The sequence below is a fragment of the Pseudonocardia benzenivorans CB1190 genome (assembly GCF_000196675.2).
Lineage (GTDB): Bacteria > Actinomycetota > Actinomycetes > Mycobacteriales > Pseudonocardiaceae > Pseudonocardia > Pseudonocardia benzenivorans.
In genome coordinates, this window is record NC_015312.1 from 6,207,013 (window position 1) to 6,233,629 (window position 26,617).

The window sequence follows — 26,617 nt, forward strand, 5'->3', positions numbered from 1 at the left end:
CAAGATCGTCAGGCTGCGGTCGGTGGGTTGAGTTGGCGGGCTGCCCCGCCATGGCGGGCGGGGTCGTAGGGCTGTCCGTTGTTCCAGCAGCGCCAGATCACTCGAACCCAGGCTCTGGCGAGGATCCGGATCGCGTGCGGATGGTCCTTGCCGCCGGCGATAGCTCGCCGGTAGATGCCGGCGGCCCAGGGACTGGAGTGGCGGGAATTGTCGGCGAAGGTGGTCAACGCGACGCGCAGCCGCTTGTTACAGGCCCAACGGAAACTCACCGCGTGGTGCTTGCCCGACGCGCGGGTGACCGGGACCAGCCCGGCGAGGGCAGCGATGGCATCCGGTCCGGAGTAGGCGTCGGTTTCGGCGAGCTCAGCGCGGATCTGGGCGGCGTTGACCAGTCCGGCGCGGGGGAAGCTGGTGAACACCTTTCCGTCGGGGTGGGCGTGCAGGTGCGCGGCGTTGGACCGGTCGAGGTCCTTGATCGCTGTGTTGAGCGCGGTCAGGACCGCGATCAGGGCGAGGACGGCGTCGCGCAGCGCGTCGGACACGACTGCGCCGCTGACACCGGCCGGTGCGGCGCGCAGCCGGGTGAGCAGCTCGGCGGGGCTGCGACGTCCGGAGTAGCCGTGCTTGATGCAGAACGCCGCCATCCGCTTCTCCCCGAGGTGCGCGGCATGATCGGGGGTCGGATAGCGGTGAAGGAACGCCAGACTGATCGCCGAGGTCACCTCGGCGAAGATCTCCTTCGCCCCGGGCCAGGCCGTGTCCAGCAGCGCGGCGAGCTGGTTGCCCGCCGCGACACGGGCGGCGACCAGATCCGAGCGGGTGCGCGACACCAGACGCAGCGCGCGGGTGTCCTCGGACAGGGGGGTCGCCGCCCGCAGCCGATGCGCGCGCAGACGCAGGTACTCGGCGATCACGTGAGCGTCACCGGGATCAGACTTCGCCCCGGAGATCACCTCACCCTCACGCCAGGTCTTGATCGCGTTCGGCTTCACCGCCACCACCGGGTAGCCGGCGGCGAGCAGCGCGTCGACCAGCCGCCCGTCCGGGCGCTCGATGGCCACCGGCACCCCGCCCGGCTCACCCAGCTTGGCGAGTCGGCGGATCAGACCGGTGAACCCCGCCGCGGTGTGCTCCACGCCGAACCCGGTGACTCGACGCCCGGACGAGTCGAGAACGCATACCGCATGGTTCGTCGCGGCCCAGTCGATCCCCACGAAGTACTCGGCACCCACCAGCGACACGTTCGTCGCCTTCCTGTCCACAGTGGGCAGGACACGGTCGAGAGCCCGGCCCCGAGTCGAGTGGTCACTGACCGGCACTCAACACCGCAGCAGCCCTCTGTCGTCGATCTCAGACCGGGCAGGAACCGGGGGCGGCAGTGTCATCGCGGCCGTCTCACGGCGACCGACGCGGGCCGTCACCCCGGCTCCCGACCGTTTCCTACCACAGAGGCCCTCATGACCCCCGCACAGAAGAGGGTGGACCAGTGACCGACGTCGGGCTGCCGGGCGACGAGCCGATGGTCGCCCGGTGGGGGTGGGAGCATCCGTCGGCACCACTGGTCGTCGCGTTGCACGGCAACGGGACCAGCGAGCACTCGCTGATCGAGATCTCCCCGTGGCTGCCCCACGGGCCGGTCGGGTACGTGTCGGTCCGCGCGCCGATCGCCGGGCCGACGGGCTACTCGTGGTTCCCCCTCGTCGACGGCTCACCCGAGGCCGAGGGCCTCGCCGCCGCCTGCCGCTGGGTGCTGGCCTGGCTCGACACCGAGGGCGACCCCGAGCGGCCCGTCCTGCTGCTCGGCTTCCGGGAGGGCGTGGCGCTGGCCGGGGCGCTGATGCTGGTGGCGCCCGACCGGTTCTCCGGTGCGGTGCTGCTCTACGGCGCGCTGCCGTTCGACGCCGGGATCCCCATGCCCCGCGGTGCGCTCGCCGGGATGCCGGTCTTCCTCGCCCACGGCGCCGACGACACCCGCACCCCGCCACCGCTGCTCGAGCGCACGTGGGACTGGCTGACGCGGCACAGCGGCGCACCGGTCCTCGCCGAGCGCGAACCGGGCGGGGACCAGCTCGCGGGCAAGGTCGTCGGCGATCTGGGGACGTGGCTGGGCGACCGCCTCGACTGGCTGCGCGCCCACGGCGAGAACCCCCTCGCCGACGGCGACGAGCCCGCCTGGCCCACCCTCGGCGGCCCGTTGCCGCCCCGCGCGGGCGAGCCTCCCGAGGTGACCGCCGGGGTGCCGCAGCACCAGTCGTCGCAGAACGGGCCGGCCGAGCTCGCCGAGGCGCTGTGGTCGCGGATCGCGGCCTTCGACGGCGTGACGACGGGACCCACCCGCGTCGGCGTCGACGGCACCCGGGCCCTGCTGCTCGACCGGGACGCGAGCAACGGGCCCGACGTCGCGTTCGTGCTGCCCGCCGACGGCGAGTTCGCCCACCAGCACCCCGCGCCCGACTTCAGCCTGCACCTCGTCCTGCCGCCCGAACAGGCCTACGACGCGGTGGCCAAGGGCTGGGCCGTCGTGCACCCGCTGGCCGGGGTGCGGGTCAGCCCGGGGATGGTGCTGGTGCCGGGGCCGCGCGACGACGCCGAGCTGGAGACGGTGACGGGCATCGTGGCCGCCGGGTACCGGCACGCCCGCGGCTGACCGCGGGGACGCGGCGCGCGCTCCGGGGCGTCACGGGGCGAGCACCCGGCACAGGGCGTCGAGCGTCCCGGCCCACGCGCTGTCCGACGGGGTCGCGTACCCGACGACGACACCGTCGGGACCCGGGCCGGCGTCGGGATGGCGGAAGGTCCCGAGGCCCTCGAGGGCGAGCCGGTGCCACGCCGCGGCGCGCAGCACGTCGGCCTCGGTGCCCGGCGGCAACGTCAGCACCAGGTGCAGGCCCGCGGCCAGGCCGCTCACCCCGACGTGCGGCGCCCGCCGCGCCAGCGCGGCGACCAGCTCGTCGCGACGGCGCCGGTAGCTGCGGCGCCGGGCGCGCACGTGCCGGTCGTAGGCCCCGGACCCGACCAGATCGGCCAGGACGAGCTGGTCGAGGCCGCTCGTGACCGGCTCGACCAGCCCCTTGGCCCGTTCGACCTCGGCGACCAGCGACGCGGGCAGCACCATCCAGCCCAGCCGGACGGCGGGGGCGAGCGCCTTGCTCGTCGTGCCGAGGAGGACGACGTGTTCGGGATCGAGCCCCTGCAACGCGCCGACCGGCTGCCGGTCGTAGCGGAACTCGCCGTCGTAGTCGTCCTCGACGACGAGGCCGCCCGTCGTGCGGGCCCACTCGACTGCCGCGGCGCGCCGGGACGGGTCGAGGGCGACGCCCGTCGGGAACTGGTGGGCCGGGGTGAGCAGGACGGCGCCGACGTCGCGACCCAGGGTGTCGGTGCGGGCGCCGAGCCCGTCGACCTCGACGGGCGGGATGCGCAGGCCCTCGGCGCGCAGCAGGTCGCGGTGCACGTGCAGCCCCACCGACTCGACGGCGACGGCGCGCACCCCGCGACGGCGCAGCACCGTCGCGAGCAGGGTCAGCGCGTGCGACACCCCGGCACAGACGACGATCCGGGCCGGGTCGGTGCGCACGCCACGGGCTCGTGCGAGGTAGTCGGCCAGCGCCTCGCGCAGCTCGGGACGACCGCGCGGGCCGCCGTAACCGAACGCCTCGTCGGGCGCGGCGGCCAGCGCGCGGCGGGTCGCGCGCAGCCACTGCGCCCGCGGGAAGCTCGCGACGTCCGGCCGCCCGGCGATCAGGTCGTGGCGCGGGCCGGAGGTGTGCGGCGGGGCGGGCGACGTCGGGTGCTGCGGGACCGCGGGCGAGCGCGTCGCGACCCGGGTCCCCGACCCGTGCCGCGCCGTCAGCCACCCCTCGGCGACCAGCTCCGCATACGCCTCGACGACGGTCGTCCGGGCCAGCCCGAGATCGGCCGCGAGCGAACGTGACGACGGGAGCCGCGCGCCCGGCGCCAGCCGCCCGTCGCGGATCGCGTCGCGCACCGCGTCCGTCAGCGCGACGCGCACGCCGCGGCCGTGACCGACGGACAGGTCCAGGTGCAGATCGGAACCTGCCGAAGTGGACCGCGAACTCACACCAGAAGTGGAACATGTTCACCGGCCACTGCGGAACTACCGTCGCGTACATGTCGCAACGGACCACCGCCCCCGAACGCAACGTCGAGCGCCCGGCGCGCCTCGAGCTGGCCGAGCTCGCCCCCGAGGCCTACAAGGCGATGATCGCCCTCGACGGCGCCGCCCGCCGTGGCCTCGACCCCGTCGTCGCCGAGCTGGTGAAGATCCGCGCCTCGCAGCTCAACCACTGCGCGTTCTGTCTCGACATGCACACCAAGGACGCGCTCGCCGCGGGCGAGAGCGTCGAACGGATCATCCAGCTGTCGGCCTGGGAGGAGTCACTGCACTTCTACAGCGCCAAGGAGGTCGCGGCCCTGGAGCTGACGGAGGCGATGACCGTCCTCACCGACGGGTTCGTGCCCGACGACGTCTACGCGCGCGCCGCCGCGGAGTTCGACGAGACCGAGCTCGCCCACCTGATCGTGGCGATCACCGTGATCAACGCCTGGAACCGCTTCGGCGTCACCTCCCGGTTGGCGCCGGGGCACTACACGCCCGCCCGGCACGGCTGAGTCGCGCGCCGGGACCGGGCCTACGTCCGGACCGCCGAGATGCTGTAGCGGTTGAGGCTGAACAGGTACTCGTCCTCGGCGGCGCGGGCGCGCAGGTCGGCGAGCCAGTCGGCGGCGTCCTGCGCGGTGACGCCGCGCCGCCCGGGCACGAACGCGGCGATCGTCTCCATGATGTTCGCGCTGAAGGTGTCGGCGTGCAGGCGCGGGTTGAACAGCGGGATGACGCGCTGGTCGACGACCTCGAAGCCGCCGCGGCGCAGCAGCCCGGCGAGCCGTCGCGGGAGCCGGGCGTCGGCCAGGTGCTCCTCCCAGGCCGCGACGATCCGCTCGTGCCGGGCGCGGTCGGCGACGTTCCAGACCAGCGAGTCCCAGTCGGTGTCCAGCACGACGACCCGCCCGCCGGGCCGCAGCACCCGGGCGACCTCGGCGATCGCCGCGGGCATGTCGGGGACGTACTCGTAGACCTGCGTCGCGACGACGACGTCGAACTCCTCGTCCGGGTACGGCAGCGCGCAGGCGTCGCCCTCACCGACCGTCGCCCATAGCATCGCCGCGCACCGCTGCCGGGCGATCGCGTTCATCGCCGGGCTCGGGTCCATCCCCTGCACCGCCCCCGCCGGGCCGACCGCCTCGGCCATCGACGCGAGCAGATAGCCGGGTCCGGACCCGACGTCGAGCACCCGCTCCCCGCGCCGCAGCCGCAACATGTCGAGCACCTGGGCACGCTGGGCGACGACGTCGCTCGTCGCGTAGCTGCGGTCCAGTCGCCGCGCTTCCTCGTCGCCGAACTCCAACATCGCCACGTTCGGAGGCTAGCCCGCCCCGGCGCGCCTGACCGGCCCGCGACCGGACGCATCCGCGCGCAACCTCACCGTCGTCACCGGGCCTCGGAGCAGCAGCGAGGTTGCGCGCGGGACGAGGGCGGCGGGGCGGCGCGCGCGGCGGAGGTTGCGCCCGGGGCGGGGTCGGCGCGGGTGGCCACGTGCTGCGGAGGTTGCGCGGGGCGGGTCGGCGCGCCGGGCCCGGCCGCGGCGGACGGTCGGGGGGTGCGGCCGGGGCTAGGGTCGCCGGGACCGCACGTCCGGACGTCCCGCCCGGCGCAGGGAGGCAGCGTGGACCAGCCCGAGTACCGCTCGTACGACGCCGTGGGGCTCGCCGAGCTCGTCGCGAAGGGCGAGGTGTCGGCGTCGGAGCTGCTCGAGGCGGCGATCGCGCGCGCCGACGCCGTCGGTGCGCGGATCAACGCGATCGTCCGGCCGATGTACGAGATCGCGCGGGAACGCGCGCGCGGCGAGCTCAGCGGGCCGTTCGCCGGGGTGCCGTTCCTGCTCAAGGACCTCGGCCAGCACTACGCCGGGCTGCCGACGTCGGCCGGGAACCGGGCGCTGGCGAGGCACCCGCAGCCTGCGCACGCGCTCGTCGTCCAGCGGTGGCTCGACGCCGGCCTGGTCCCGTTCGGCAAGACCAACACCCCGGAGTTCGGCGCGAAGGGCATCACCGAGCCCGAGGTGTTCGGTCCGACGCGCAACCCGTGGGACACCACACGGACGCCGGGCGGCTCGTCGGGAGGGTCGGCGGCGGCGGTCGCGGCCGGGATCGTGCCGGTGGCCGGGGCCTCGGACGGCGGCGGGTCGATCCGGATCCCGGCCGCGTGCTGCGGGCTGTTCGGCCTCAAGCCCGGCCGCGGGCTCCTGCCCGACGGGCCGGACGTCGGCGAACGGCTGCACGGCGCGGCGGTCAACGGCGTCGTCTCGCGGACGGTGCGCGACACCGCGGCGATGCTGGACGTCCTCGTCGGCCCGGATCCGGGCGGTCCGTTCCCGACCCCCCGCCCCCCGGAGTCCTTCGCCGAGGTCGCCCGCCGCGATCCCGGACGCCTGCGCATCGGTTTCGCGACGGCCTCACCGCTGGGCACCCCCGTCGACCCGCAGGCCGTCGCGGCGGTGGAGGACGCGGCAGCGCTGCTGGACGCGGCGGGTCACGACGTCGAGCCGGCCTCGACCGGGGTGGACGAACGCGGTCTCGCCAAGGACTTCCTGACGATGTGGTTCGCGGCCGTCGCCGCGGAGGTCGCCGAGGCCCGGGCGGTGACCGGCTGCGGCGTCGACGCGTTCGAGCTGGACACGCGGATCATGGCCGCGGTCGGACGAGCGACGTCGGCACCCACCTACATCGCGGCGCACGACCGCTGGAACTCCCACACCCGCAGGCTGGCCGCGTTCCACGAGCGGTACGACCTCCTGCTCACCCCGACGCTGGCCCGGCCGCCGGTGCGGATCGGCGAGCTGGCCGCGCCGGAGGCCGTCGCGCGGGCGAGCCGGGTGCTGCTGCGCGCGCACGCGGCGGGCCTGCTGGCGAGGACCAACGTGCTGGACACGCTGATCGACCAGAACCTGTCGCCGGTGCCGTACACGCAGCTGGCCAACATCACCGGCCGTCCGGCGATGTCGGTGCCGTTGTACCGGACGCCGGCCGGGCTGCCTCTGGGGGTGCAGTTCGTCGGCCCGCTGGGTGGTGAGGGCCGGCTGCTCGCGCTGGCGGCGCAGCTGGAGGCCCTCCGGCCGTGGGCCGACCGGGAGCCGCCCCTCTGAGGACGGCCGCCGTCGCCGCGGGCGGCGAACGCCCGCGGCGGGTCGGCCGGCGCACAACCCCTAGCCTCGACGCGTGGATTCGGGAGGCGGCAGGCGTCGCACCGTGACGTTCGTGGAGTTCAGCCCCTCCGGCGGGCTGTTCCAGTTCTCGGCGCAGCTCGCCGGGGGTGTCGCGGCGGGTGGTGACGCCGTCGACTTCATCACCGGCCCCGACCCGGAGCTCGGCCCGACCCACCCCGGCGTCCGGATGCGGCCGGTGCTGCCCACCTGGCACCCGGCCGACGAGAAGCCCATCGGCCGGCTCGCGAAGAAGGCGCGGCGCGTGCTCCGAGCGGGACAGCGGGCGCTGGCCTGGCTCGTCGTGCTGGCCCTGCTGCGGCGCAGCCGCCCCGACGTCGTCGTCTGGTCGACGTGGCGGTTCAGCATGGACGCGCTGGGCGCCGTCGCGGCCCGTCGGCTGCTGCCGCGTTCGACGATCGTCCTCGTCGCGCACGAGCCGGTGCCGCGGGTGCGCGCCGACACCACGAAGGAGCGGCACGGGCGCGTCCTCGACCCCGCGCTGGAGCGGGCGTGGCACAGCGTCGACGCCGTCTTCGTGCTCGGTGAGGAGGCTCGCGCGAAGGTGCACGAGCGCTGGCAGGTCGCGTGCCCGGTCGTCGTGATCCCGCACGGCGACGAGGCGGCCCTGCGCGGCGACGCGCCGGTCCCGCCGTGTGCGCGGACCGGGCCGGTCGTCCTGTTCTTCGGCGCCTGGACCGCCTACAAGGGCATCGACCTGCTCTTCGACGCGGTTCCCGCCGTGCGGCACAAGGTCCCGGACGCGCGGATCGTCGTCGCGGGATCGGTGCTGGGTGTCGACGAGGCGGCGCTGACGGCGCGCGCCCGGGCGCTGGGCGTGCACGCCCGCCCCGGCTACGTGGCGACGGCCGACGTGCCGCGGCTGTTCGGGGAGGCCAGGGTCGTCGTCACGCCGTACCGGCGGGCCACGCAGAGCGGCGTCGTGCATCTCGCGTACACGTTCGCCCGGCCGGTCGTCGCGACGGCGGTCGGGGACATCCCGGCCGCGGTCCGCGACGGCGAGACCGGGCTGCTGGTACCGCCCGACGACCCCGACGCGCTCGCCGCGGCACTGGTCGACCTGCTCACCGACGCCGACCGCGCACAGTCGATGGGCGACGCCGGTGCGGCCTGGCTGGAGGCCGAGGCGTCGTGGACCGCGGTGGCCCGACGCGTCCGCGAGACCGTCGACCGGGTCCGCGGCGCCCGCTGAGGAAGTGGGGTTCTCCCCCTCGGGAACGGGGGCGCACTCGATCGTCGCGAGGCCTCCGCGACGGCAGAGTTCTCCTCAACACGGAAACACCCCCACAGCACGAACCCCACAGCACGAACCCGGCGCACGAACCCCACCGAGACGAGGCCCGAAATGTTCAAGTCCCACTGCAGCACCAGCAAGCACCACAACGACGACTACGGCAAGCACTGCGACGACAACTGGTCCGACAAGCACCACAACTGGGACGACAAGTACTCGCACTGCTGGGACAACGGCCGCTACGACGACGACTACTGCGACAAGTCCTCCTACAGCGACTCCCACTGCCACGACTCCTACGACAAGGGCTGCCACGACAACTACGACCACTCCTCGTCCTACGGCAGCCACCACGCCTACAACTGACCTCCCACGACGAGCGCCCCGGACCCACGCAGAGTCCGGGGCGCTCGCGCGTCGCGACCCGCTCCCGGTCGCGCCCGGCACGTCGTGATCACCGCGGTCCCTGCCGAACGCCGGGGCCGGGCAGACTGTGCGCGTGACCGACCCGCAGCCGACCGCCGACGTGGATGCCGCCGCGCCCGGCCCGGTCGAGCCCCCGCCGACGGCCGCGCCGCCCGTCGGCAACCCCGATCACCCCGCCGCGCACGGCGCGGGGCTGGCCGGGCTCGCCCTCGGGGCGCTGGGCATCGTCTTCGGCGACATCGGCACGAGCCCGCTGTACGCGATGCAGACCGTCTTCTCGATCGACGGCGGTGCCGTCCGGCCGAACACGGCCGACATCTACGGCGTCGTGTCGTTGATCTTCTGGTCGGTGACGATCGTCGTCACGATCAAGTACGTGTCGTTCATCCTTCGCGCCGACAACGACGGCGAGGGCGGGATCATGGCGCTCGCCGCGCTGGTCCGCGAGGTCACGCGGACCACGGCGCGACGCGGGATGGTGGCCCTGCTGCTCGGCGTGCTCGGCGCGTCACTGTTCTACGGCGACTCGCTGATCACGCCGGCGATCTCGGTGCTGTCGGCGGTCGAGGGTCTGGAGGTCGCCGAACCGCAGCTGGCCGAGCTGGTACTACCGATCGGCATCGCGATCCTGGCGCTGCTGTTCCTGGCCCAGCGCTGGGGCACCCACCGCGTCGGCAGGCTGTTCGGGCCGATCATGGTGTTGTGGTTCGTCGTGCTCGCGGTGCTGGGGGTACCGCACATCGTCGAGCGCCCCGGCGTCCTGGTCGGGCTGTCGCCGACGTGGATCGGCGCGTTCATCGTCGACCACCCCTACACGGCGTTCATCGCGATGGGTGCCGTCGTGCTGTCGATCACCGGCGCCGAGGCCCTCTACGCCGACATGGGCCACTTCGGGAAGCGGCCGATCCGGGTGTCGTGGTTCGCCGTCGTCTTCCCGGCGCTGATCGTCAACTATCTCGGCCAGGCGGCGCTGCTGCTGGCCGACCCGAAGGCCGTCGACAACCCGTTCTACCTGCTCGCGCCGAGCTGGGCCCGGTGGCCGCTGGTCGTGCTCGCGACCTTCGCGACCGTCATCGCCTCGCAGGCGGTGATCTCCGGGGCGTTCTCGGTGTCGCGGCAGGCCGTGCGGCTGGGCTACCTGCCGCACCTGACCGTCCGGCACACCTCGACGCGGGAGAGCGGCCAGATCTACGTCCCGGCCGTCAACTGGCTGCTGTTCGCGGGCGTGCTCGTGCTGATGGTGACGTTCCGGTCGTCGGACAAGCTCGCGGCCGCGTACGGGCTCGCCGTGACCGGCACCCTGCTCCTGACGACGACGTTGTTCCTGATGTACGCCGCCACGAAGTGGCGCTGGCCGACGTGGCAGCTGGTCCTCACCGGCGTCGTGTTCGGCGGCCTCGAGCTGCTCTACCTCGCCGCGAACATCCCCAAGATCCCGCACGGCGGGTGGCTGCCGCTGGTGATCGCGGCAATCGTCGTCACCGTGATGACGACGTGGCAACGCGGCCGGCGACTGATCACGGGCCGGCGCATCGACCTCGAGGGCCCGCTGCCCGACTTCATCGACCACCTGCACGAGAAGCGGGTGCGGCGCGTCCCGGGGACGGCGGTGTTCCCGCACCCGACCAACCAGACTGCCCCGCTGGCGTTGCGGGCCAACGTCCGGTTCAACGACGTGCTGCACGAGCGGGTCGTGATCGTCTCGGTGCTCTCGCTCAACGTGCCGCACGTCCCGGTGGCCGAGCGGCTGACCGTCGACGAGCTGGGTCATCACGACGACGGGATCGTCCATCTGACGGCGAGCTTCGGCTTCCAGGACGACCAGGACATCCCGGAGGTCCTGCGGCAGGCCCGCAACCTCACCCCGGAGCTCGACATCGACCCGGACGCGGCGTCGTACTTCCTGTCCCGCATCACGATCGAGCGCGGGGCGGGCAACGGCATGGCGTCGTGGCGCAAGCGGCTGTTCATCGGCCTCTCGCACAACGCGGCGACGCCGGCGTCGGTGTTCCGGCTGCCCGTGGACCGCACCGTCGTGATGGGCTCGCGCATCGAGCTGTGAGCGCCGACGGTCGCGAGGCGACCATCGCCGCTCACGACCCGGCGGGCACGTCGGGGCGGGCCGGTCAGGGCGGGGGCAGCGTGACGCCGAACCCGGCGACGGCGAGCCGCAGCAGGACCTGCCCGGGCGCGAGCAGGTCGGCGATCCGGGCGGCGGCCAGCACCTCCAGCTCGGCGAGCCGCGTGGCGTAGGCGTCGGCGCCGGCCAGCCGGGCCTTCTGCAGCTCGACCGTGTTGTGCCACACCTTCTGCCGGGCCTCGCGCAGGAAGCGGCGCGACGCCCGGCGGTTGAGCGGGGCGAGCGCACGGTCGACGAGCCCGCGGGCCGAGCGCGCCGCGAGCTCGCCGTCCTCGGCCGCGACGCGCGCGGACAGCACGGCGTCGATCCGCTCGTGGTCGCGGCGCCGACGGTCGAGCAGCGCGTCGTCGGTGAAGTCGGCGTCGGTGATCACCACGAGCAGTGCCTGCGGCAGGTCGTAGTTGACGTGCGCGTTGACCCCGAGCAGCACGTGCACCAGCGACGGCAGCGACTCCCGCGCCCCGAACGCCAGCCGCCACGGCCGCGGCACCGGTCCGCCGGTGAGGTCACCGTCGAGCGCGGTGAGGTAGAAACCCGCGAACGCGACGTCCCACTCCTCGACCCACGCCGGGTCCTCGAAGTCGCCGCGGGCCACGGCGTCGCCGACGGCGAGCGTCGTGCGCCGGTAGGTGCCGAGGAAATCCCGCTGCGCCGCCCGGCCGGGCGGCATCCCGTCGAGCCGCTCCTGCATGGACGCCGCCACCGCCGCGATCGGCCCCTCCGCCATCGCCGCATCCTGCCCGCACGCGCCGCCCGGGGCCAGGGTCGCGCCCGCGCGAGGATGTTCCGACGCCGCCGCCGGCCTGCGCGCAGGCCGGCGGCGGCGTCGCTCAGCGGTGGTCCGCGACGACGGCGTCGGCGCCCCAGGGAGTCACGGCGCCGGAGCGGTCGCGGAAGCGCTCGGGCAGGTCGTCGACGAGATCCCACGTCGCCGACAGCCGACCGAAGCCGACGAAGACGGCGATCTGCACGCCCAGTTCGACGATCTCGGGCTCGGTGAAGTGCTCGCGGAGCAGGTCGAAGACGGCGTCGTCGGCGGCGAGGTGGTCGGTCGCGAACAGGTCGGCGTACCGCAGCGCGGCCTTCTCGGCCGCGGTGAGGTCGGGCGCCTCCTGCGGCTTCTCCAGTGAGCACACCAGGCCCTCGGTGACCCCGTCCTCCGCGCCGCTGGCCGTGCGCAGCGCCATGCAGCTGCGGCACTGGTTGTGGAACGCGATGCGCAGCCGGACCAGCTCGACGAGCCGGGGCGGGAGCGTCGAGGTCGCGGCGAGCGCGCTGCGGAAGGTCAGGAACGCGGACGTGACGTCGGGACGCAGGGCGAGGACCCGCAGCAGCCCGAGGCCCTGCGGGTCGTCGAGGGCCGGGCCGAGCGTCGCCCGCAGGGCGGGGTCGAACTCGTCGGTCGGAACGGCACGGAGTCGGGCCACGGGTCATCTCCTCGCTGAGCGGACGAGAGGAGTCTCACCGGATCCGGGGAGCGTCGTCAAGGTTCTAGCGACGCCCTGATCCGGGGGCGGACCCTACCCGGGTCGGGGGTCGGCACGGTCGTTGCGGGCGGTGATCGTCGGCAGGCTTCTCCTCGGATGCGGGAGTTCCCGCGGAGTCGTCGAAGGAGCCCCCATGAACCGCAACGCCCCCGGTTTCCCACCCCCGCCGCCGTACGGCGCAGCGCCCTCGTCGCCCTACGGCGCGGCGCCCTCGTCGCCCTACGGCGCAGCGCCCCCGTCGCCGTACGGCGCAGCGCCCTCGTCGCCCTACGGCGCGGCGCCCTCGTCGCCCTACGGCGCAGCGCCCCCGCCGCCCTACGGCGCAGCGCCCCCGCCGTCCCACGGTGCGCCGCCGCCCCGGCCGCCGGTCGGTCCCCCGCTCGGCCACCACGGCGGGACCCCCGGCCAGCAGCCGCCGCTCGGACCGGCCGGCCGGCCCGCGCCGACCGCCCCCCTGCCCGCCGGTCCGAGCGGCCGCAGGATCGCGACGGTCGTCGTCCTCGGGCTCGTCCTGGTCGCGGCCGTGGGCGCCGGGATCTACCTGCTGCTCGGCGGGACGGTGCCGTTCGGGTCGGCCGCACCCACGCAGCCCGCCGCCGTCTCGACCGACGCCCCGGCCTCCGCGCCCGGGACCGACACCGGCTCGACGGCCGGCGGCGGCACCGGCGACCCGGACGTGGCCTTCGCCGCGGGCGGCGCCGACGTCACCCCCGACTGCCCGTTCACCGCGGCGCGCGTCAGCGAGCTCGTCGGACAGCCGATGAAGGACGGCGGCAGCTGCCTGTTCGGCGACGGCAACGGCGTCGCCACCCTCACGATCGTGCCGGCGAGCGCGAGCACGACCGAGATGACGATGGACTACATGCGCGACAGCGCGACCCGCATGTACGCGAACGTCGAGGACCTGCCCGGCGGCACGAAGGGCTGGATCGCGACCAAGGACGTCGAGGCCATGGCCATGGCCGTCACCGGCAAGGGCGGCTACACGATCACCATGAGCAGCTTCCAGCGCCTCGGTGGCGACGACTACACCCCGGTGCTGCGGGACGTGGTCGCCGCCCTCCCCCGGTGACGTTCGTCGCCGACGCCGGGCCGGAGCCCGGGACGATCCGGACGATCGACCGCACCGCCGGACAGCCGTCCCCGCCGTCCGGCGGCGCGGCGTCACCGATAATTGCCTGACGCTAAGCAACCTGCTGTAGTGGTGGTGGCCGCCGCCGTCGCGCCCCGCGCCCCGGCCGGCCCCCAGCCGCGTCGGACGGAGGTGCGGGCGACCGCATGAGCATCAAGGACGACCTGGACCGCGGCACCGGATCGGATCGTGCGTCGCGCGACGACCGCTACAAGTGGGTCGCCCTCACGAACACGACGGTCGGCGTGCTGCTCGCGACGATCGACGCCTCGATCATGCTCATCGCGATGCCCGACATCTTCCGCGGCATCCAGCTCGACCCGCTGCTCCCCGAGAACAGCTTCTACCTGCTGTGGATGATCCTCGGTTACCTGGTGACGAGCAGCGTGCTCGTCGTCAGCGTCGGGCGGCTCGGCGACCTGTTCGGCCGCGTGAAGATGTACAACCTCGGCTTCGTCGTCTACACGTTCGCGTCGCTGATGCTGACGATCACCTGGATGACCGGGCACGCCGGGGCGATCTGGCTGCTGGTCTGGCGGATCGTGCAGGGGATCGGCGGGGCGTTCCTCGTCGGCAACTCCGGCGCGATCCTCACCGACGCCTTCCCCGCCCACCAGCGCGGACTCGCCCTCGGCATCAACAACGTCGCCGGCATCAGCGGGACGTTCATCGGTCTCGTGCTCGGCGGCCTGCTCGCCCCGGTCAACTGGCGGCTGGTCTTCCTGATCTCGGTGCCGTGCGGGGTGTTCGGCGCCGTCTGGGCCTACCGCAGGCTGCGTGACGTCGGCACCCGGTCGCACGAGCCCGTCGACTGGCTGGGCAACGTCACGTTCGCGGCCGGGCTGATCCTGGTCATGATCGGCATCACGCACGGCATCCAGCCCTACGGCGCCCACACGATGGGCTGGACGAGCCCGCTGGTGCTCGGCTCGCTCGCGGCCGGGGTCGTGCTGCTGCTGGCGTTCGCGGCGATCGAACGACGGGTGCGCTTCCCGATGTTCCGGCTACCGCTGTTCCGCATCCGCGCGTTCACCTTCGGCACGCTCTCGACGTTCCTGTCCGCGCTCGGCCGCGGCGGCCTGATGTTCATGATGATCATCTGGCTGCAGGGCATCTGGCTGCCGCTGCACGGCTACACGTTCGAGGAGACGCCGCTCTGGGCGGGTATCCACATGCTGCCGCTGACCGTGGGCTTCCTCGCCGCGGGCCCGGTCTCGGGCTACCTCTCCGACCGCTTCGGCGCACGCCCGTTCGCCACCGGCGGGATGATCGTCGCCGCCGTGACGTTCGGGCTGCTCGAGCTGCTCCCGATCGACTTCCCGTACTGGCAGTTCGCCGGGATCCTGCTGCTCAACGGGCTCGCGATGGGCTGCTTCGCCTCGCCCAACCGGGCCGCGGTGATGAACAGCCTGCCGGCGGCCGACCGCGGCGCGGGTGGGGGGATGAACTCGACCTTCCAGAACTCCGCGCAGGTCTTCTCGATCGGCATCTTCTTCTCGTTGATGATCGCCGGGTTGGCCGCGACACTGCCCTCGGCACTGACCTCCGGCCTCGAGGCGCACCACGTGCCCGCCGCGGCGGCGACGGCCATCGCGAGCAGCCCGCCGGTGTCGGTGCTCTTCGCGGCGTTCCTGGGCTACAACCCGATGCAGCACCTGCTCGGTGACGCCGTGCTCGCCCAGATGCCGCCCGTCGACGTCGCGGCCGTCACCGGCAACACGTTCTTCCCCGACCTCATCTCGGGGCCGTTCGAGGCGGGCCTGCACATCGCGTTCGGGTTCGCGATCGCCGCGTGCCTGATCGCCGCGGCGGCGAGCGTCTCGCGCGGGACTCGGTACGTCGCCGCCGACCGCTCCACCACGCCGGCCACGGCACCCGAGCACTGACCGTGAGTGGCGATGGTCGCCATGGCGACCATCGCCACTCACAGCCGGGCGCGGCGCGACCACGCGACAGACCGCGGCACGGCCGACAATGCCCTCACGCGGGGTCGGCGTGGACCCCGCCGGAGGGAGACACGATGGCGGCGACCGTCGAGGCGATGGTGCTCACCGAGGCGCGGGAGTTCGCCGCGCGCGAGTTCCCGCGGCCGCGGCCAGGGCCCGACGACGGGCTGCTGCGCGTCGAGCTGGCCGGCATCTGCCACACCGACGTCGACATCGTCACCGGCGGCTACCCGACGCCGCTGCCGCTGATCATGGGTCACGAGATCGTCGGGCGGATCGAGGAGGTCGGCGAGCGTGCCGCCCGGCGCTGGGGCGTCACCGCCGGGGACCGGGTGGTCGTCGAGCCGATGGTGGGCTGTGGTGGCTGCCGCTACTGCACCGAGGGCAACGGCCGGTTCTGCGAGTCGGCGATCGGCTACGGGACGGCCACCGCCTGCGACGCCGAGCCCTTCCTCTGGGGTGCCTACTCCCCGCTGATGTACCTCGCGCCCGGCTCGCTCGTGCACCGCGTCCCCGACGGCACGAGCGCCGAGGTCGGGATGCTCTGCACCGTCGCGATCTCCAACGCCGTGCAGTGGACGTTGGCCCGCGGGGGCGTCGTGCAGGGCGACGACGTCGTGGTGCAGGGCGTCGGGCCGATCGGGCTGTGCTGTGTCGCGGCGGCCCGCGCGGCGGGCGCGCGCACCGTGGTGGCGACCGGCCTGCCGCACGACGTGCTCGGCCGGGCCCTCGCGCCCGAGTTCGGCGCCGACGTGGTCGTCACGGCCGGGGAGCAGGACGTCGTCGCGGCGGTGCGGGACGCCACGCGGGGCGAGCTCGCGCGCGTCGTCGTCGACACGACCGGCAGCCCCGCGGCGCTGCGGACCTCGCTGGACCTGGTGCGCCGCACCGGAACCGTGGTCAGTGGCGGCGTCACCGGCAAGGACGTGCTCACACCGCTGCCGATGGACGTCGTCACGCTCAAGGAGATCCGACTGCAGGGTGTGTTCAGCTTCGACAGCGCCGCCGTGCGGCGGGCGATGGCGTTGGCCGCGACCGGTCTGTTCCCCTTCGAACGGCTCGTCACCCACCGGTTCGACCTGCACGACGCGGCCGAGGCCGTCGCCACCGTCGCCGATCACGCGCTGACCGACCGGCTCAAGGTCGTCCTGGTGCCTCCGGCGGGGTGACGGCGCTGTCGCGCAACAGGTCGCCGAACGTCTCGACGCACGCCGGGGCCGGGCCGGCCGGAACGTGCCCGAGCGACGGCAGCAGCACGACCGTGCGGCCGTCCGGGATCGCCGGCTGCCGCAGCTGACGCTGCACGACCTCGCCGTCGGCGCCCGCGGTCGAGAACACCGGCACGTAGCGGACGCGCTCGCCGGCGTCGACGACGACCAGGTCGGGACGAGCGGAGCCGGTCCGGTGCACACGCTCGACGGCGCCGAAGCGCTGCCGCAGCACCTGCGCGGCCCGCTCGTGGAAGACCGCGGCGCGCACGCCCGCGACGAACCGGCTCCCGTCGTGCAGCAGCGCCGTCCGCTGCACGGGCGGCAGGAGCAGGAACGCCTGCTCGCTCGTCGTCATGATCGTGTCGGCGACGAGCCCCTCCTGGTGGTCGAGCAGCCGATCGTGGACCAGGCGCCCCACGGTGACGTGGGTGGGCACGACGATCCCGTCGACGACCTCCGACAGGACGCCGCTCGCGAGGTCGGCCAGCTTGCGCTCGAGCTCGAAGCGCAGCTCGACGATCGAGGCGGCCGGTGCGGCGCCCGGGTCCTCGAACCCGGTGGGCGCCGCCGCCGCGGCGTGCGCTCCGGCCGCCGCCAGCTCGATGCTGACCCCGCCCGCCGAGACCTCCTGGACCCGGTCGAGCAGCGCGCGCACCTGCGCGGGGCGGACGGTGAGCACCAGGACCGCGATGATCGCGAACACCAGCAGCGTCACGAGCTGGGCGACCGTCAGCAGCCCGGCCAGGTAGAGCACGAACAGCGCCACGAGCACGACGAGCGCGCCCACGCGGCCCGACAACAGCCGCTTCTCGGGGGTCACGTCTGGCTCGTCGCCGGGCCGGACCGGGTCGTTACGGCACCACCCTCGTTCTCCCATCTCTGCAACGCCAGGTCGCGGTCGGCGGCGTCGACCGCCGGAGAGCCGACGACGGTCACTCCCGACGACCGCTGTGTGATCCCCACGCGCGGGTCCCCATCGCGGTCGTCGACCACGGGAGCACCTCCTCCACGGCCCTGCACCCGGCTCACCGGGACCGCGTCCCACGCCTGCGACCCACGTGGGCCTCGCGTCGGAACTGCCCGACCAGGTGCGGGTAGTGCAGCTCGAACGCCGGCCGCTCGGACCGGATGCGGGGCAGCTCGGTGAAGTTGTGCCGCGGCGGCGGGCAGGAGGTGGCCCACTCCAGCGAGTTCCCGAAGCCCCACGGGTCGTCCACGGTCACCACACGCCCGTAACGGTAGGAACGGCACACGTTCCAGATGAACGGCAGCGTCGAGGCGCCCAGGACGAACGCCCCGATCGAGGAGACCGTGTTCAGCGTGGTGAACCCGTCGGTCGGCAGGTAGTCCGCGTAGCGGCGCGGCATGCCCTCGTTGCCCAGCCAGTGCTGCACCAGGAACGTCGTGTGGAACCCGACGAACGTCAGCCAGAAGTGCACCTTCCCGAGGCGTTCGTCGAGCATCCGGCCGGTCATCTTCGGGAACCAGAAGTAGATCCCGGCATAGGTGGCGAACACGATCGTCCCGAACAGCACGTAGTGGAAGTGCGCCACCACGAAGTAGGTGTCGGTGACGTGGAAGTTCAGCGGCGGCGAGGCCAGCAGCACGCCGCTCATCCCGCCGAACAGGAATGTGGCGGCGAAGCCGACCGCGAAGAGCATCGGCGTCTCGAAGGTGAGCCTCCCCCGCCACATCGTGCCGATCCAGTTGACGAACTTGATCCCCGTCGGCACTGCGATCAGGAAGCTCGTGAGCGAGAAGAAGGCCAGCAGCACCGCGCCGGTGGCGAACATGTGATGCGCCCACACCGCCACGGACAACATCGCGATCGACAAGGTGGCGAAGACCATTCCCTTGTAGCCGAACAGCGGCTTCCGGCTGAACACCGGGAACACCTCCGTCACGATCCCGAAGAACGGCAGCGCGACGATGTAGACCTCGGGATGGCCGAAGAACCAGAACATGTGCTGCCACAGGATCGCCCCGCCGTTGGCCGGGTCGAACACGTGGGCCCCGAGGTGCCGGTCGGCGAGCAGGCCGAACAGGGCGGCGGTGAGCACGGGGAACGCGATGAGGATCAGGATCGCGGTGATGAAGATGTTCCAGGTGAAGATCGGCATCCGGAACATCGTCATGCCGGGCGCGCGCAGGCAGACGATCGTGGTGATGAAGTTGACGCCACCGAGGATCGTGCCCAGGCCGGCCACGATGAGCCCGGTGAGCCACAGGTCCTGGCCTGCTCCCGGGGCGTGCACGGCTTCCGAGAGCGGCGCGTAGGCGGTCCAGCCCGTGTCGGGCGCCCCGCCGGGAGTCAGGAAGGACGAGATAACGACGAGGCCGCCGAACAGGAACAGCCAGTAGGACAAGGCGTTCAGCCGCGGGAACGCGACGTCGGGGGCACCGATCTGCAGCGGCACGATGTAGTTGGCGAAGCCGAACAGGATCGGCGTCGCGTACAGCAGCAGCATGATCGTGCCGTGCATCGTGAACAGCTGGTTGTACTGCTCTGGCGAGAGGAACTGCATGCCCGGCCGGGCCAGCTCGGCGCGCATCAGCAGCGCCATCGCACCGCCGGCCAGGAAGAAGCCGAACGACGTGACCAGGTAGAGGATCGCGATGTCCTTGGGGTCCGTCGTCCGCATCATCGTGAGCAGCGTGGATCCCTTGGCCGAGCGGCGCGCCGGGTACGGACGCGTAACGGGTTTCGGTCGGACGTCGGTCACGACGGCCTCGGTTGCGGACGTCCGGACGGCATGGTTCGACCTCGCAGGCCTGATGGCGGTGGGGCCGCCGACGGACCGTCGATGAGCATCTGTTCTCGCCTCCCCGTTCCGGCCCCGGGCGGCGTCCTGCGACGGGCCGGGCTGCGGTCCGTGATCTCAGCGGCGGTCGCGGCCCTCACGGCGGCGCGCGCCCCACCTGGCCAACCAGAGCACGCCGCTCAGCGCGGCGAACGCCAGCGCGCCGACGGGCGACCCGGCCATCACCATGAGCGCGCACAGCACGATCACGACCGCCAGTCCGACCGTCGCCGCGCCGCCGAGGTGTTTTCGGCCGAGGTGCTGGGTGTGCGCGCGGAAGGACCGCGAGAACTCCACGTCCTCGGCCATGAGCTGACGCTCGAGATCCTGCAACGTCCGTCGCTCGTGATCGTCGAGCACGACGCACCTCCTCACGGTGGGTCCCACCGGGTCGCGTCCGGTGACTCCACGGTGCATCCCGTTCCGACGGCGGGGACACCCGTGTGACCGGCCAACTTCGACCCGATCGGTTGCCGAGGTACGGCAGTACCGGGACATAGATCGTGGCGTCGCGCCGACGTCCGGACGCCTCCGTCGGCTCGCCTCGATCGTCCGGAGTCGCTGTGCTCCCGGCAGGCGACCGCGGTCCGCCGGGATCGTGGCGGGCAGGCGTGACGGCGAGCCTTGCTGCCGGTCGTCGGCAGTTGGTCGGCGCGAACTTCGCCGGGGACGACCCCTGCCGGGTTCGGTCGCCGACGGCAACGTGGAGGTCGGGGAGCAGCGGCGGCCGGGTCCCGACCGGACACGCACAGCTCGTCCCCCGGGCTGCCCACGGGCCCACGTCGACCAGGAGGCGCATTGTGAAGGTGCACGACCTGTCGGACACGTCCGTCGTGGCGGACGCCCTGGTGTGCCAGGAGGCCGCTCTCCTTCTCCGCGCCGGTGAGGCCAGCCCGGACGGGGAGGACCTGGCCCCGCCCATGGACCGTCTCCTGAGCGCGGTGGGCGCGGAGCTGGAGACCGGGCGGGAGTCGCTCCCGGAGGCCGTGCGCCGCGCCGCGGTGGATCTCGCCGCGCACCTCGTGCGTCGGTCCTCCGTCCCCGTCCCCGGCGGCCCCGCCCGCCACGGTCACGGGTTCGGCGCACGTCCCGGCTCCGGCCGTCGCCGGAGCGCTCCGTTCACCCCCTCCATCCGGCTCGGGCGGATGGGATGACTAAGGAGGTTCGCAGTGGCGCCGCCGCGTCCGCCGGGTGCCGGCGACCGGCCGGTGACGGATGATCGCGATCTGCTCGCCCGGCGCGTTCCCGCCCTGCGCGCCGAACTGGTGCGCCAGCAGGGGTTCCGTCGTGAACAGCTCGCCTCGCTCGCACCGGGCGGGAGCAACCCGGACCGGCTCGCCGGTCGCGGTCCGGACCGCGAGGAGTCGCCGGGGCTGAGCGAGGTCCAGGCGCTCGTCGAGTCCGGCGCGCGACACGCGCTGGGCGACATCGAGCTCGCGCTGGCAAGGATCCGGACCGGCCGCTACGGCCGGTGCCGGGCATGCGGTGCCGCCATCTCCCTCGCCGTGCTCGAAGCGATCCCCCAGACGACGCTGTGCCTGCGCTGCTGCCGGCTGCGTGACCGCATCCCGCGCGCCGGGCGTCATCGCGGACCGCGGTCGTCGGGCCGCCGGTCAGAGCGGCGCGCTGAAGTCGTCGTGTCCCGGCCAGCCGAGTAGCCGCGCGCCGAGTGTCGCGGCGTGCATCGTGAACCGCTGCGCGGGATCGGTGGGGTCACGTCCGGTCAGGGTCCTGACCCGATCGAGGCGGTAGGTCACGGCCCGGACGGACAGGTTGAGGCGGCGCGCGGTCGCCGTGCTGACGCCCCCGGTGGCGAAGTAGGCGTCGAGAGTGGCCAGCAGTGGCTCGGCACCGCCGCGGGTGTGGACCAGCCCACCGAGAACCGACTGGACGAGGTCGGTGATCGCGGGCTGGTCCCGCAGCAGAACGCGGTAGATCAGCAGCTGCTCGGCCTCGATCACCGGGGCGTCCAGGTGCAGGCGCACGGCCATGGCGAGACCCTCGCGCGCTTCCTCGTACGAGCGCGGGACTCCGTACGAGCCCGGGTAGGGCCGCCCCACGCTCACCCGCCACGGGCGGCCACGGGGCGAGCGGCCGAGTTCCGCGTGGATGAAGTCGCCGAGCTTGGCCCGCGGCCTGCCCGACGCGTCGGAGCCACCCGGCGCGATCACGACGATCCAGCCGTCCTTCGTGGCCACCAACACGTCGCGGTCGCCGAAGCGGTCCACCACCGCGTGTTCCAGGGAGCTGATCATCGGGTCGACCTCGCTGATCCGCCCGGTCGGCGCGGCCAGGGCGACCTGGTGGTGAAGGCCCAGGTCCAGGCCGAACGGTTCCGCCTGTTCGACCAGCCGGCCCACGTCCGCGTCGCCACGCAGCAGGTCCTCGATGAACTCGTGGCGCAGCCGCTCCTCCCACCGCACCATTTCCCGGCGGACCTCGTTGTGGCCCTCCGCCAGCCGACCGACCGCGGCGTCGACGACGTGCAGCACCGCGGCAGCGGCGTCCCGGACGGCCCCGCTGCTGCGTGAGCGGATCACCATCGGGAGCTCCGCCCACAGCCGCTTGGCCGCCGAGAGGTAGAGCTGCACGGCGTGTCCCGCCGAGACACCGAGCTCGGCGGCCCGCCGCCCCAGCATCTCCACCGCGTCGAGTTCGGCCGGGTCCGGCTTGCGCCCGGTGGTCGCGGCGTCGGCCAGCAGCGTCAGGTAGTCCCCGAGGAGCTCAACCGGCACGCCGCCCGCCTCCCGGCCGGCGGCCTGCGCCACGTCGGTCAGCCACGAGTCGTCCGCTGCCGCCGCCTCGGCCCTCGTCCGCGGCCGGTGCTCGTCCCGCTCCGTCACGCGCGTCCCTCCGCTCCTCGCCCAGCCACCACTCTGCTGGACGATCGGCGGTGGCGACAGCAGGCCGGGGTCCGACGACGGACAAGCGCGCGCGATCCGGCGACGGCGGCCGGTGCGGGACCGTCCGGCCCACTACTTCGCCGCGCTGCCCGCCTGCCACTGCGACCAGCTGAGCTCCCAGTCGCCGTAGGTGTCGCCGAGGGGCAGCGTGGGACCGCCCGAGTTGGTGATCTCCACGACGTCGCCGATGCCGAAGTGGTCGAAGAACCACTGCGCGTTGGCAGGGCTGAGGTTGACGCAGCCGTGCGAGACGTTGGCGCCGCCCTGCGACCCGACCGACCACGGCGCGGAGTGCACGAACTCGCCGTCGTCGGAGATCCGCTCGTCGAGGTCGACCTGCTCCTTGTAGTAGCCGGGCTGGCCCTGGCAGACGCCGTAGGTGCAGGAGTCCATGATGATCGACGGCTGCTTGTCGGAGATGACGTGCGGGCCGGTGTGCGAGGGGAAGCCCGGCGAGCCGAGGCTGATCGGCATCGTGTTCACGAGCTTGCCGTTCTGGAAGATCTGCATCTGCTCGGTGGCACCGTCGGCCTTGGCGATCCACGAGTCGTGAACGTGGATGGTCTCGGTGCGGTCGGTCTCGCCGTACGTACCGTCGCCGAGGTCGACGCCGAACATGTCGGCCTTCAGCGTGATCGTCGACCCGGCCTGCCAGTAGGTCTTGGGCCGGTAGTGCGCCTCGGTGGCCGACAGCCAGTACCAGCTGCCCTCCTGCGGCGGGCTGGCCGTGACCGACAGCGCCTTCTCGGCGGTGGCCTTGTCGTGGACGGCGTGGTCGAACCGCACGACGATCGGCTGCCCGACCCCGACCGAGGTCTGCGACGGCGGCGGGATGAACGACGGGTAGGCCGTCGTCCTCGGCGCGACCGTGCTGACGGTCTTGTCGTCGTGGTGCCGGGTGCCGTCGGCCGCGACGGTGTCGACCCCGACGGAGTAGGTCGTGCCGTAGGCGAGATCTCCCGTCGAGGCCCACCCGGCACCACCCGGGGCCAGGGTCCCCGCAACCGGCTTGCCGTCGGCCTTGTCGGTCATCGCGACGGCGGCGATGGTGCCGCCGGTCACCGTCAGCTGCAGCGGCGACGACGGGTTGAGCGGCCCGCTGTCGGCGCTCGTCGCCACGACCGGCGCCGCCGCGGCGGCGGGCTGCCCCCCGGCTCCGCTGGTGATTCCCGCGGACAACGCCTGCGCCTGCCGCGGCGCGGCGATGACCAGCCCCGCCAGCACGAGGCATGCGAGTACCGCGACCCCCAACGAGAACGACAACCTCGTGCGAACGCGACCCGTCGGCCCTCTCACGGAGTCCCCACCCTGCCCCTCCGGACCTCCCCGTGCGGAGGCCCACCGGTACAGACTGCCACTGCCGGGTGACAGCGCTGCCGAGAGGCGGATCCGTTGCGGCACAAGACACGCGAAGTGCCAGGAAGCGGACGGAACCGGCGCGGCGCCCAGTCGGGCACGACCTATGCTCATCGCGTCCGCGACGACCTCAGGGAGGGACGATGTCGGCTGTGACGGACCGCGTTGCGGCGTTCTGCGACCGCTACGGGCTGCGACTGCCGGTGCTGGAGGCGCCGATGGCCGGGGCGTGCCCGCCCGCGCTGGCGGCGGCCGTCGCGAACGCGGGCGGGATGGGCGCCGACGGCGTCGTCCTCGACGGTCCCGCGAAGATCGCCGACTGGGTCTCGGAGTTCCGGGCGGCCTCCGACGGCGCCGTCCAGCTCAACATCTGGATCCCCGACGAGCCCGTCGAGGCGCCCGACCGGGTCGCCGCCGCGACGGCCTTCCTCGAGACGTTCGGCACGCCCGGCCCCGACGCACCCGGCCCGGACTTCGCCGACCAGTGCGAGGCGATGCTCGCGGCGGAGCCCACCGTCGTCTCCTCGATCATGGGCCTGTTCGACCCGGAGTACGTGACGCGGCTGCGCGAGCGGGGCATCGCCTGGTTCGCGTGCGCCACCACGCTCGACGACGCCCTGGCCGCCCAGGAGGCGGGAGCCGACGCGATCGTCGCGCAGGGCATGGAGGCCGGCGGGCACCGCGGCACGTTCGACCAGACCGCGGCCGAGGCGACGACCGTCGGGCTGCTGGCCCTCGTCCCGCGGTTCGCCGACGCGCTCGACGTCCCCGTCGTCGCCGCCGGCGGGATCGGGGACGGCCGCGGGGTCGCCGCGGCGCTGGCGCTCGGGGCGAGCGCGGTGCAGGTCGGGACGGCGTTGCTGCGCTCGCCGGAGGCCGGGATCGCTCCCGAGTGGGCGGCGGCGCTCGACGGCGCCGCCCCGGAGGCGACCACGCCGACGCGGGCCTACACCGGCCGGCTGGGCCGGGCGGTCCGCACGTCCTACACCGACGCCTGGGCGGCCGACGACGCGCCCCGCCCGGCGCCGTACCCGCAGCAGCGGCGGCTCGTCGGCCGGTTCCGGCGGGGCGACGCGCCCGGCGTGGACCCGCTGAACTTCTGGGCCGGGCAGTCGGCCGCCCTCGCGCGCGCCGAGCCGGCGGGCGACGTCGTCACCCGGATGTGGGACGAGGCCCGCGCGATCCTGGCCTGATGGCTCACGGCTGGTCGGCCGCGAGGAGGGCGTCCCCCTGGGCGACGGCGGCCGACAGCCCGCGGTCGAAGCCGAGCGACAGCAGCAGGTCCATGTCGTCACCGGCCGCGAACCGCACCAGGATCGTCACGCGCGTGCCGCCCGGGCGGTCCGCGACGGCGATGCGCACGCTCGTGCTCGGCACACCCGGATCGCTCATCGTGAACTCGATCCGGCGCGGCTCGTCGACGTGCTGGACGTCCCACCAGCCCGAACGGTCGCCGCCGGGCGTCGCACAGGTGTAGGAGACGCGCCCGCCGGGCACGAGATCGTGCTCCTGGACGGTCGCGGTCACCTCCGGCGGGAACCACCAGCGTTCGAGCTTGCGCGGGTCGCCCCACAGCCGCCACACCCGGTCGGCGGGGGCGTCGAACTCGGCGGTGATCGTCATCGTCCGGGCGACCGCGTCCTTCTCGACCGACACGACGCTCACGAGTCCTCCTCCAGCAACGCGCCCATCCGTTCGACCCGCGCCCGCCACACGTCCTCCAGCGCGTCGAGGACGGCACCCGCCCGGCGCAGCGCCTCGACGTCGCCGGAGACGAGTTGCTCCCGTCCCTGCCGGCGCTTGGCGACGAGGCCGGCCTCGTGCAGCACGGCCACGTGCTTCTGCACCGCCGCGAAGCTCATCGGGTAGAGCCGCGCGAGTGCCGAGACGGAGTGCTCGCCCTGCAGGGTGCGTACGACGATGTCGCGGCGCGTGCCGTCGGAGAGGGCGTGGAAGAGCCGGTCGACGGCCCGCCGCTCGCCCGAATCTACAACCATGTGGTAGTACGTTACCGCATGAAGCTCACCGTGATGCAGTTCGTCTCGCTCGACGGCGTCTGCCAGGGCCCGGGCGCGCCGGACGAGGACACGACCGACGGGTTCGGCCGCGGCGGCTGGCTCGTCCCGTTCGTCGACGAGCGCTTCCTGGAGATCGTCACCGAGTGGACGTGCCGGGCAGGCGCGTTCCTGTTCGGCCGTCGCACCTACGAGGCGTTCAGCCGTGACTGGCCGACGTCGACCGACCCCGACGACCCCGTCGCGACGCGGCTCAACGGCCTGCCGAAGTACGTCGCGTCGACGACGTTGCGCGAGGCGGGGTGGGCGCCGTCGACGATCCTCGCCGGTGACGTCGAGGGGCGGGTCGCCGAGCTCAGGGCCCGGCCGGGACCCGAGCTGCAGGTCCACGGCAGCGCCCGGCTCGCGGCGTCGCTGCTGGCGGCGGGCCTGGTCGACGAGCTGCGACTGGCGGTGGCGCCGGTCGTCGTCGGCGCCGGGAGGCGGTTCTTCCGGGACGACGACGCAGCCGCGGCCTATCGCGCCGTGGACCACGAGACGACACCGTCGGGCGTCGCACTGCTCACCTACGAACCCGCGGGCGCGGCGGCCTACGGGCGCATCGACGTGATCTGACCGGGCGCGGACTCCCGCGATTGTGTAGCGTCGCTCATCATTGAGCGTTC

General features: G+C 73.5%; 26 protein-coding genes. 13 read left to right on the forward strand and 13 right to left on the reverse strand.

Annotation, left to right across the window (positions count from 1 at the left end; genetic code table 11):
* Nucleotides 1–8: 8 nt before the first annotated feature.
* Nucleotides 9–1,241, reverse strand: a complete 1,233-nt coding sequence (locus PSED_RS29400; RefSeq protein ID WP_013677876.1) for an IS110 family RNA-guided transposase — start codon at nt 1,239–1,241, stop codon at nt 9–11.
* A 245-nt stretch (nt 1,242–1,486) separates the two neighbouring features.
* On the opposite strand from PSED_RS29400, the gene PSED_RS29405 reads away from it, so the two are divergent.
* Nucleotides 1,487–2,647 (forward strand): luciferase domain-containing protein, encoded by a 1,161-nt coding sequence (locus PSED_RS29405; RefSeq protein WP_013677877.1) that lies wholly within the window; start codon nt 1,487–1,489, stop codon nt 2,645–2,647.
* A gap of 30 nt (nt 2,648–2,677) precedes the next feature.
* Here the strand turns inward: PSED_RS29405 and pdxR are convergent, their stop codons facing one another.
* Nucleotides 2,678–4,081, reverse strand: coding sequence for a MocR-like pyridoxine biosynthesis transcription factor PdxR (gene pdxR, locus PSED_RS29410; RefSeq protein WP_013677878.1), 1,404 nt, complete (start codon nt 4,079–4,081; stop codon nt 2,678–2,680).
* A gap of 50 nt (nt 4,082–4,131) precedes the next feature.
* Here pdxR and PSED_RS29415 point away from each other — a divergent pair, with 50 nt between their 5' ends.
* Nucleotides 4,132–4,632, forward strand: a complete 501-nt coding sequence (locus tag PSED_RS29415) for a carboxymuconolactone decarboxylase family protein (RefSeq protein ID WP_041762768.1) — start codon at nt 4,132–4,134, stop codon at nt 4,630–4,632.
* A 20-nt stretch (nt 4,633–4,652) separates the two neighbouring features.
* Here the strand turns inward: PSED_RS29415 and PSED_RS29420 are convergent, their stop codons facing one another.
* On the reverse strand, nt 4,653–5,429 hold the full coding sequence (locus PSED_RS29420) for a methyltransferase domain-containing protein (protein ID WP_013677880.1): 777 nt from the start codon (nt 5,427–5,429) through the stop codon (nt 4,653–4,655).
* Nucleotides 5,430–5,744: 315 nt separating this feature from the next.
* Between PSED_RS29420 and PSED_RS29425 the strand changes: the two genes are divergently transcribed.
* The 4 genes from PSED_RS29425 to PSED_RS29440 all read left to right on the forward strand — a co-directional run bounded on the left by PSED_RS29425 (nt 5,745) and on the right by PSED_RS29440 (nt 11,023).
* Nucleotides 5,745–7,223, forward strand: a complete 1,479-nt coding sequence (locus PSED_RS29425) for an amidase (RefSeq protein WP_013677881.1) — start codon at nt 5,745–5,747, stop codon at nt 7,221–7,223.
* Between the two features lie 73 nt (nt 7,224–7,296).
* Entirely contained in the window at nt 7,297–8,493 is a 1,197-nt protein-coding gene (locus tag PSED_RS29430) for a glycosyltransferase family 4 protein (RefSeq protein WP_049803539.1), read from the forward strand.
* A 153-nt stretch (nt 8,494–8,646) separates the two neighbouring features.
* On the forward strand, nt 8,647–8,901 hold the full coding sequence (locus PSED_RS29435) for a hypothetical protein (RefSeq protein WP_013672487.1): 255 nt from the start codon (nt 8,647–8,649) through the stop codon (nt 8,899–8,901).
* A 133-nt stretch (nt 8,902–9,034) separates the two neighbouring features.
* Nucleotides 9,035–11,023 carry a potassium transporter Kup gene (locus PSED_RS29440; RefSeq protein ID WP_233899194.1) on the forward strand — a complete coding sequence of 663 codons (1,989 nt, stop codon included), beginning with the start codon at nt 9,035–9,037 and terminating at the stop codon, nt 11,021–11,023.
* Nucleotides 11,024–11,087: 64 nt separating this feature from the next.
* Here the strand turns inward: PSED_RS29440 and PSED_RS29445 are convergent, their stop codons facing one another.
* Nucleotides 11,088–11,828: a DUF5995 family protein gene (locus PSED_RS29445; protein WP_013677884.1), complete on the reverse strand. Its 741-nt coding sequence runs from the start codon at nt 11,826–11,828 to the stop codon at nt 11,088–11,090.
* 103 nt (nt 11,829–11,931) lie between these two features.
* The gene (locus PSED_RS29450; RefSeq protein WP_013677885.1) at nt 11,932–12,528 is read right to left on the reverse strand and encodes a carboxymuconolactone decarboxylase family protein; all 597 of its coding nucleotides are present in this window, start codon (nt 12,526–12,528) and stop codon (nt 11,932–11,934) included.
* 193 nt (nt 12,529–12,721) lie between these two features.
* Between PSED_RS29450 and PSED_RS29455 the strand changes: the two genes are divergently transcribed.
* The 3 genes from PSED_RS29455 to PSED_RS29465 all read left to right on the forward strand — a co-directional run bounded on the left by PSED_RS29455 (nt 12,722) and on the right by PSED_RS29465 (nt 16,835).
* Entirely contained in the window at nt 12,722–13,660 is a 939-nt protein-coding gene (locus PSED_RS29455) for a hypothetical protein (protein ID WP_013677886.1), read from the forward strand.
* 206 nt (nt 13,661–13,866) lie between these two features.
* Nucleotides 13,867–15,606 (forward strand): MFS transporter, encoded by a 1,740-nt coding sequence (locus tag PSED_RS29460; RefSeq protein WP_013677887.1) that lies wholly within the window; start codon nt 13,867–13,869, stop codon nt 15,604–15,606.
* Between the two features lie 134 nt (nt 15,607–15,740).
* Complete coding sequence (locus PSED_RS29465) at nt 15,741–16,835, forward strand: zinc-dependent alcohol dehydrogenase (RefSeq protein ID WP_013677888.1); 1,095 nt, start codon at nt 15,741–15,743, stop codon at nt 16,833–16,835.
* Here the strand turns inward: PSED_RS29465 and PSED_RS29470 are convergent.
* From PSED_RS29470 to PSED_RS29485, 4 genes are all read right to left on the reverse strand, one after another.
* Nucleotides 16,804–17,697, reverse strand: a complete 894-nt coding sequence (locus PSED_RS29470) for a hypothetical protein (RefSeq protein ID WP_013677889.1) — start codon at nt 17,695–17,697, stop codon at nt 16,804–16,806. The two genes, PSED_RS29465 and PSED_RS29470, sit on opposite strands and share 32 nt — an antisense overlap.
* Nucleotides 17,694–17,870 carry a hypothetical protein gene (locus tag PSED_RS29475; RefSeq protein WP_013677890.1) on the reverse strand — a complete coding sequence of 59 codons (177 nt, stop codon included), beginning with the start codon at nt 17,868–17,870 and terminating at the stop codon, nt 17,694–17,696. Before PSED_RS29475 ends, PSED_RS29470 begins: the two co-directional genes overlap by 4 nt.
* Before the next feature lie 32 nt (nt 17,871–17,902).
* The gene (ctaD, locus tag PSED_RS29480; RefSeq protein WP_013677891.1) at nt 17,903–19,600 is read right to left on the reverse strand and encodes an aa3-type cytochrome oxidase subunit I; all 1,698 of its coding nucleotides are present in this window, start codon (nt 19,598–19,600) and stop codon (nt 17,903–17,905) included.
* 156 nt (nt 19,601–19,756) lie between these two features.
* Nucleotides 19,757–20,038, reverse strand: coding sequence for a DUF3040 domain-containing protein (locus PSED_RS29485; protein WP_013677892.1), 282 nt, complete (start codon nt 20,036–20,038; stop codon nt 19,757–19,759).
* Between the two features lie 440 nt (nt 20,039–20,478).
* On the opposite strand from PSED_RS29485, the gene PSED_RS29490 reads away from it, so the two are divergent.
* Nucleotides 20,479–20,832: a hypothetical protein gene (locus PSED_RS29490; protein ID WP_013677893.1), complete on the forward strand. Its 354-nt coding sequence runs from the start codon at nt 20,479–20,481 to the stop codon at nt 20,830–20,832.
* 54 nt (nt 20,833–20,886) lie between these two features.
* A complete protein-coding gene (locus PSED_RS29495; RefSeq protein ID WP_193788430.1) occupies nt 20,887–21,336 on the forward strand; it encodes a TraR/DksA family transcriptional regulator in 450 nt (149 codons plus the stop codon).
* Here PSED_RS29495 and PSED_RS29500 read toward each other — a convergent pair.
* Together PSED_RS29500 and PSED_RS29505 are read right to left on the reverse strand one after the other, a co-directional pair.
* Nucleotides 21,292–22,521: a PucR family transcriptional regulator gene (locus PSED_RS29500; RefSeq protein WP_013677895.1), complete on the reverse strand. Its 1,230-nt coding sequence runs from the start codon at nt 22,519–22,521 to the stop codon at nt 21,292–21,294. The two genes, PSED_RS29495 and PSED_RS29500, sit on opposite strands and share 45 nt — an antisense overlap.
* 132 nt (nt 22,522–22,653) lie before the next feature.
* Entirely contained in the window at nt 22,654–23,832 is a 1,179-nt protein-coding gene (locus PSED_RS29505; RefSeq protein WP_233899196.1) for a L,D-transpeptidase, read from the reverse strand.
* A 248-nt stretch (nt 23,833–24,080) separates the two neighbouring features.
* Here PSED_RS29505 and PSED_RS29510 point away from each other — a divergent pair, with 248 nt between their 5' ends.
* Entirely contained in the window at nt 24,081–25,130 is a 1,050-nt protein-coding gene (locus PSED_RS29510; RefSeq protein ID WP_013677897.1) for an NAD(P)H-dependent flavin oxidoreductase, read from the forward strand.
* 4 nt (nt 25,131–25,134) lie between these two features.
* Here the strand turns inward: PSED_RS29510 and PSED_RS29515 are convergent, their stop codons facing one another.
* Nucleotides 25,135–25,602 carry an SRPBCC family protein gene (locus PSED_RS29515; protein ID WP_013677898.1) on the reverse strand — a complete coding sequence of 156 codons (468 nt, stop codon included), beginning with the start codon at nt 25,600–25,602 and terminating at the stop codon, nt 25,135–25,137.
* Complete coding sequence (locus PSED_RS29520; RefSeq protein WP_013677899.1) at nt 25,599–25,934, reverse strand: ArsR/SmtB family transcription factor; 336 nt, start codon at nt 25,932–25,934, stop codon at nt 25,599–25,601. Before PSED_RS29520 ends, PSED_RS29515 begins: the two co-directional genes overlap by 4 nt.
* 18 nt (nt 25,935–25,952) lie before the next feature.
* Here PSED_RS29520 and PSED_RS29525 point away from each other — a divergent pair, with 18 nt between their 5' ends.
* Nucleotides 25,953–26,567 carry a dihydrofolate reductase family protein gene (locus PSED_RS29525; RefSeq protein WP_013677900.1) on the forward strand — a complete coding sequence of 205 codons (615 nt, stop codon included), beginning with the start codon at nt 25,953–25,955 and terminating at the stop codon, nt 26,565–26,567.
* The last annotated feature ends 50 nt before the right edge of the window (nt 26,568–26,617 follow it).

What these genes read in the sequence shown, in the direction of transcription:
- PSED_RS29415 (WP_041762768.1), top strand. Translation starts at nt 4,132, where the DNA reads ATGTCGCAACGGACCACCGCCCCCGAACGCAACGTCGAGCGCCCGGCG.
- PSED_RS29420 (WP_013677880.1), bottom strand. Translation starts at nt 5,429, where the DNA reads ATGTTGGAGTTCGGCGACGAGGAAGCGCGGCGACTGGACCGCAGCTAC.
- PSED_RS29435 (WP_013672487.1), top strand. Translation starts at nt 8,647, where the DNA reads ATGTTCAAGTCCCACTGCAGCACCAGCAAGCACCACAACGACGACTAC.
- PSED_RS29445 (WP_013677884.1), bottom strand. Translation starts at nt 11,828, where the DNA reads ATGGCGGAGGGGCCGATCGCGGCGGTGGCGGCGTCCATGCAGGAGCGG.
- PSED_RS29455 (WP_013677886.1), top strand. Translation starts at nt 12,722, where the DNA reads ATGAACCGCAACGCCCCCGGTTTCCCACCCCCGCCGCCGTACGGCGCA.
- PSED_RS29460 (WP_013677887.1), top strand. Translation starts at nt 13,867, where the DNA reads ATGAGCATCAAGGACGACCTGGACCGCGGCACCGGATCGGATCGTGCG.
- PSED_RS29465 (WP_013677888.1), top strand. Translation starts at nt 15,741, where the DNA reads ATGGCGGCGACCGTCGAGGCGATGGTGCTCACCGAGGCGCGGGAGTTC.
- PSED_RS29510 (WP_013677897.1), top strand. Translation starts at nt 24,081, where the DNA reads ATGTCGGCTGTGACGGACCGCGTTGCGGCGTTCTGCGACCGCTACGGG.
- PSED_RS29520 (WP_013677899.1), bottom strand. Translation starts at nt 25,934, where the DNA reads ATGGTTGTAGATTCGGGCGAGCGGCGGGCCGTCGACCGGCTCTTCCAC.
- PSED_RS29525 (WP_013677900.1), top strand. Translation starts at nt 25,953, where the DNA reads ATGAAGCTCACCGTGATGCAGTTCGTCTCGCTCGACGGCGTCTGCCAG.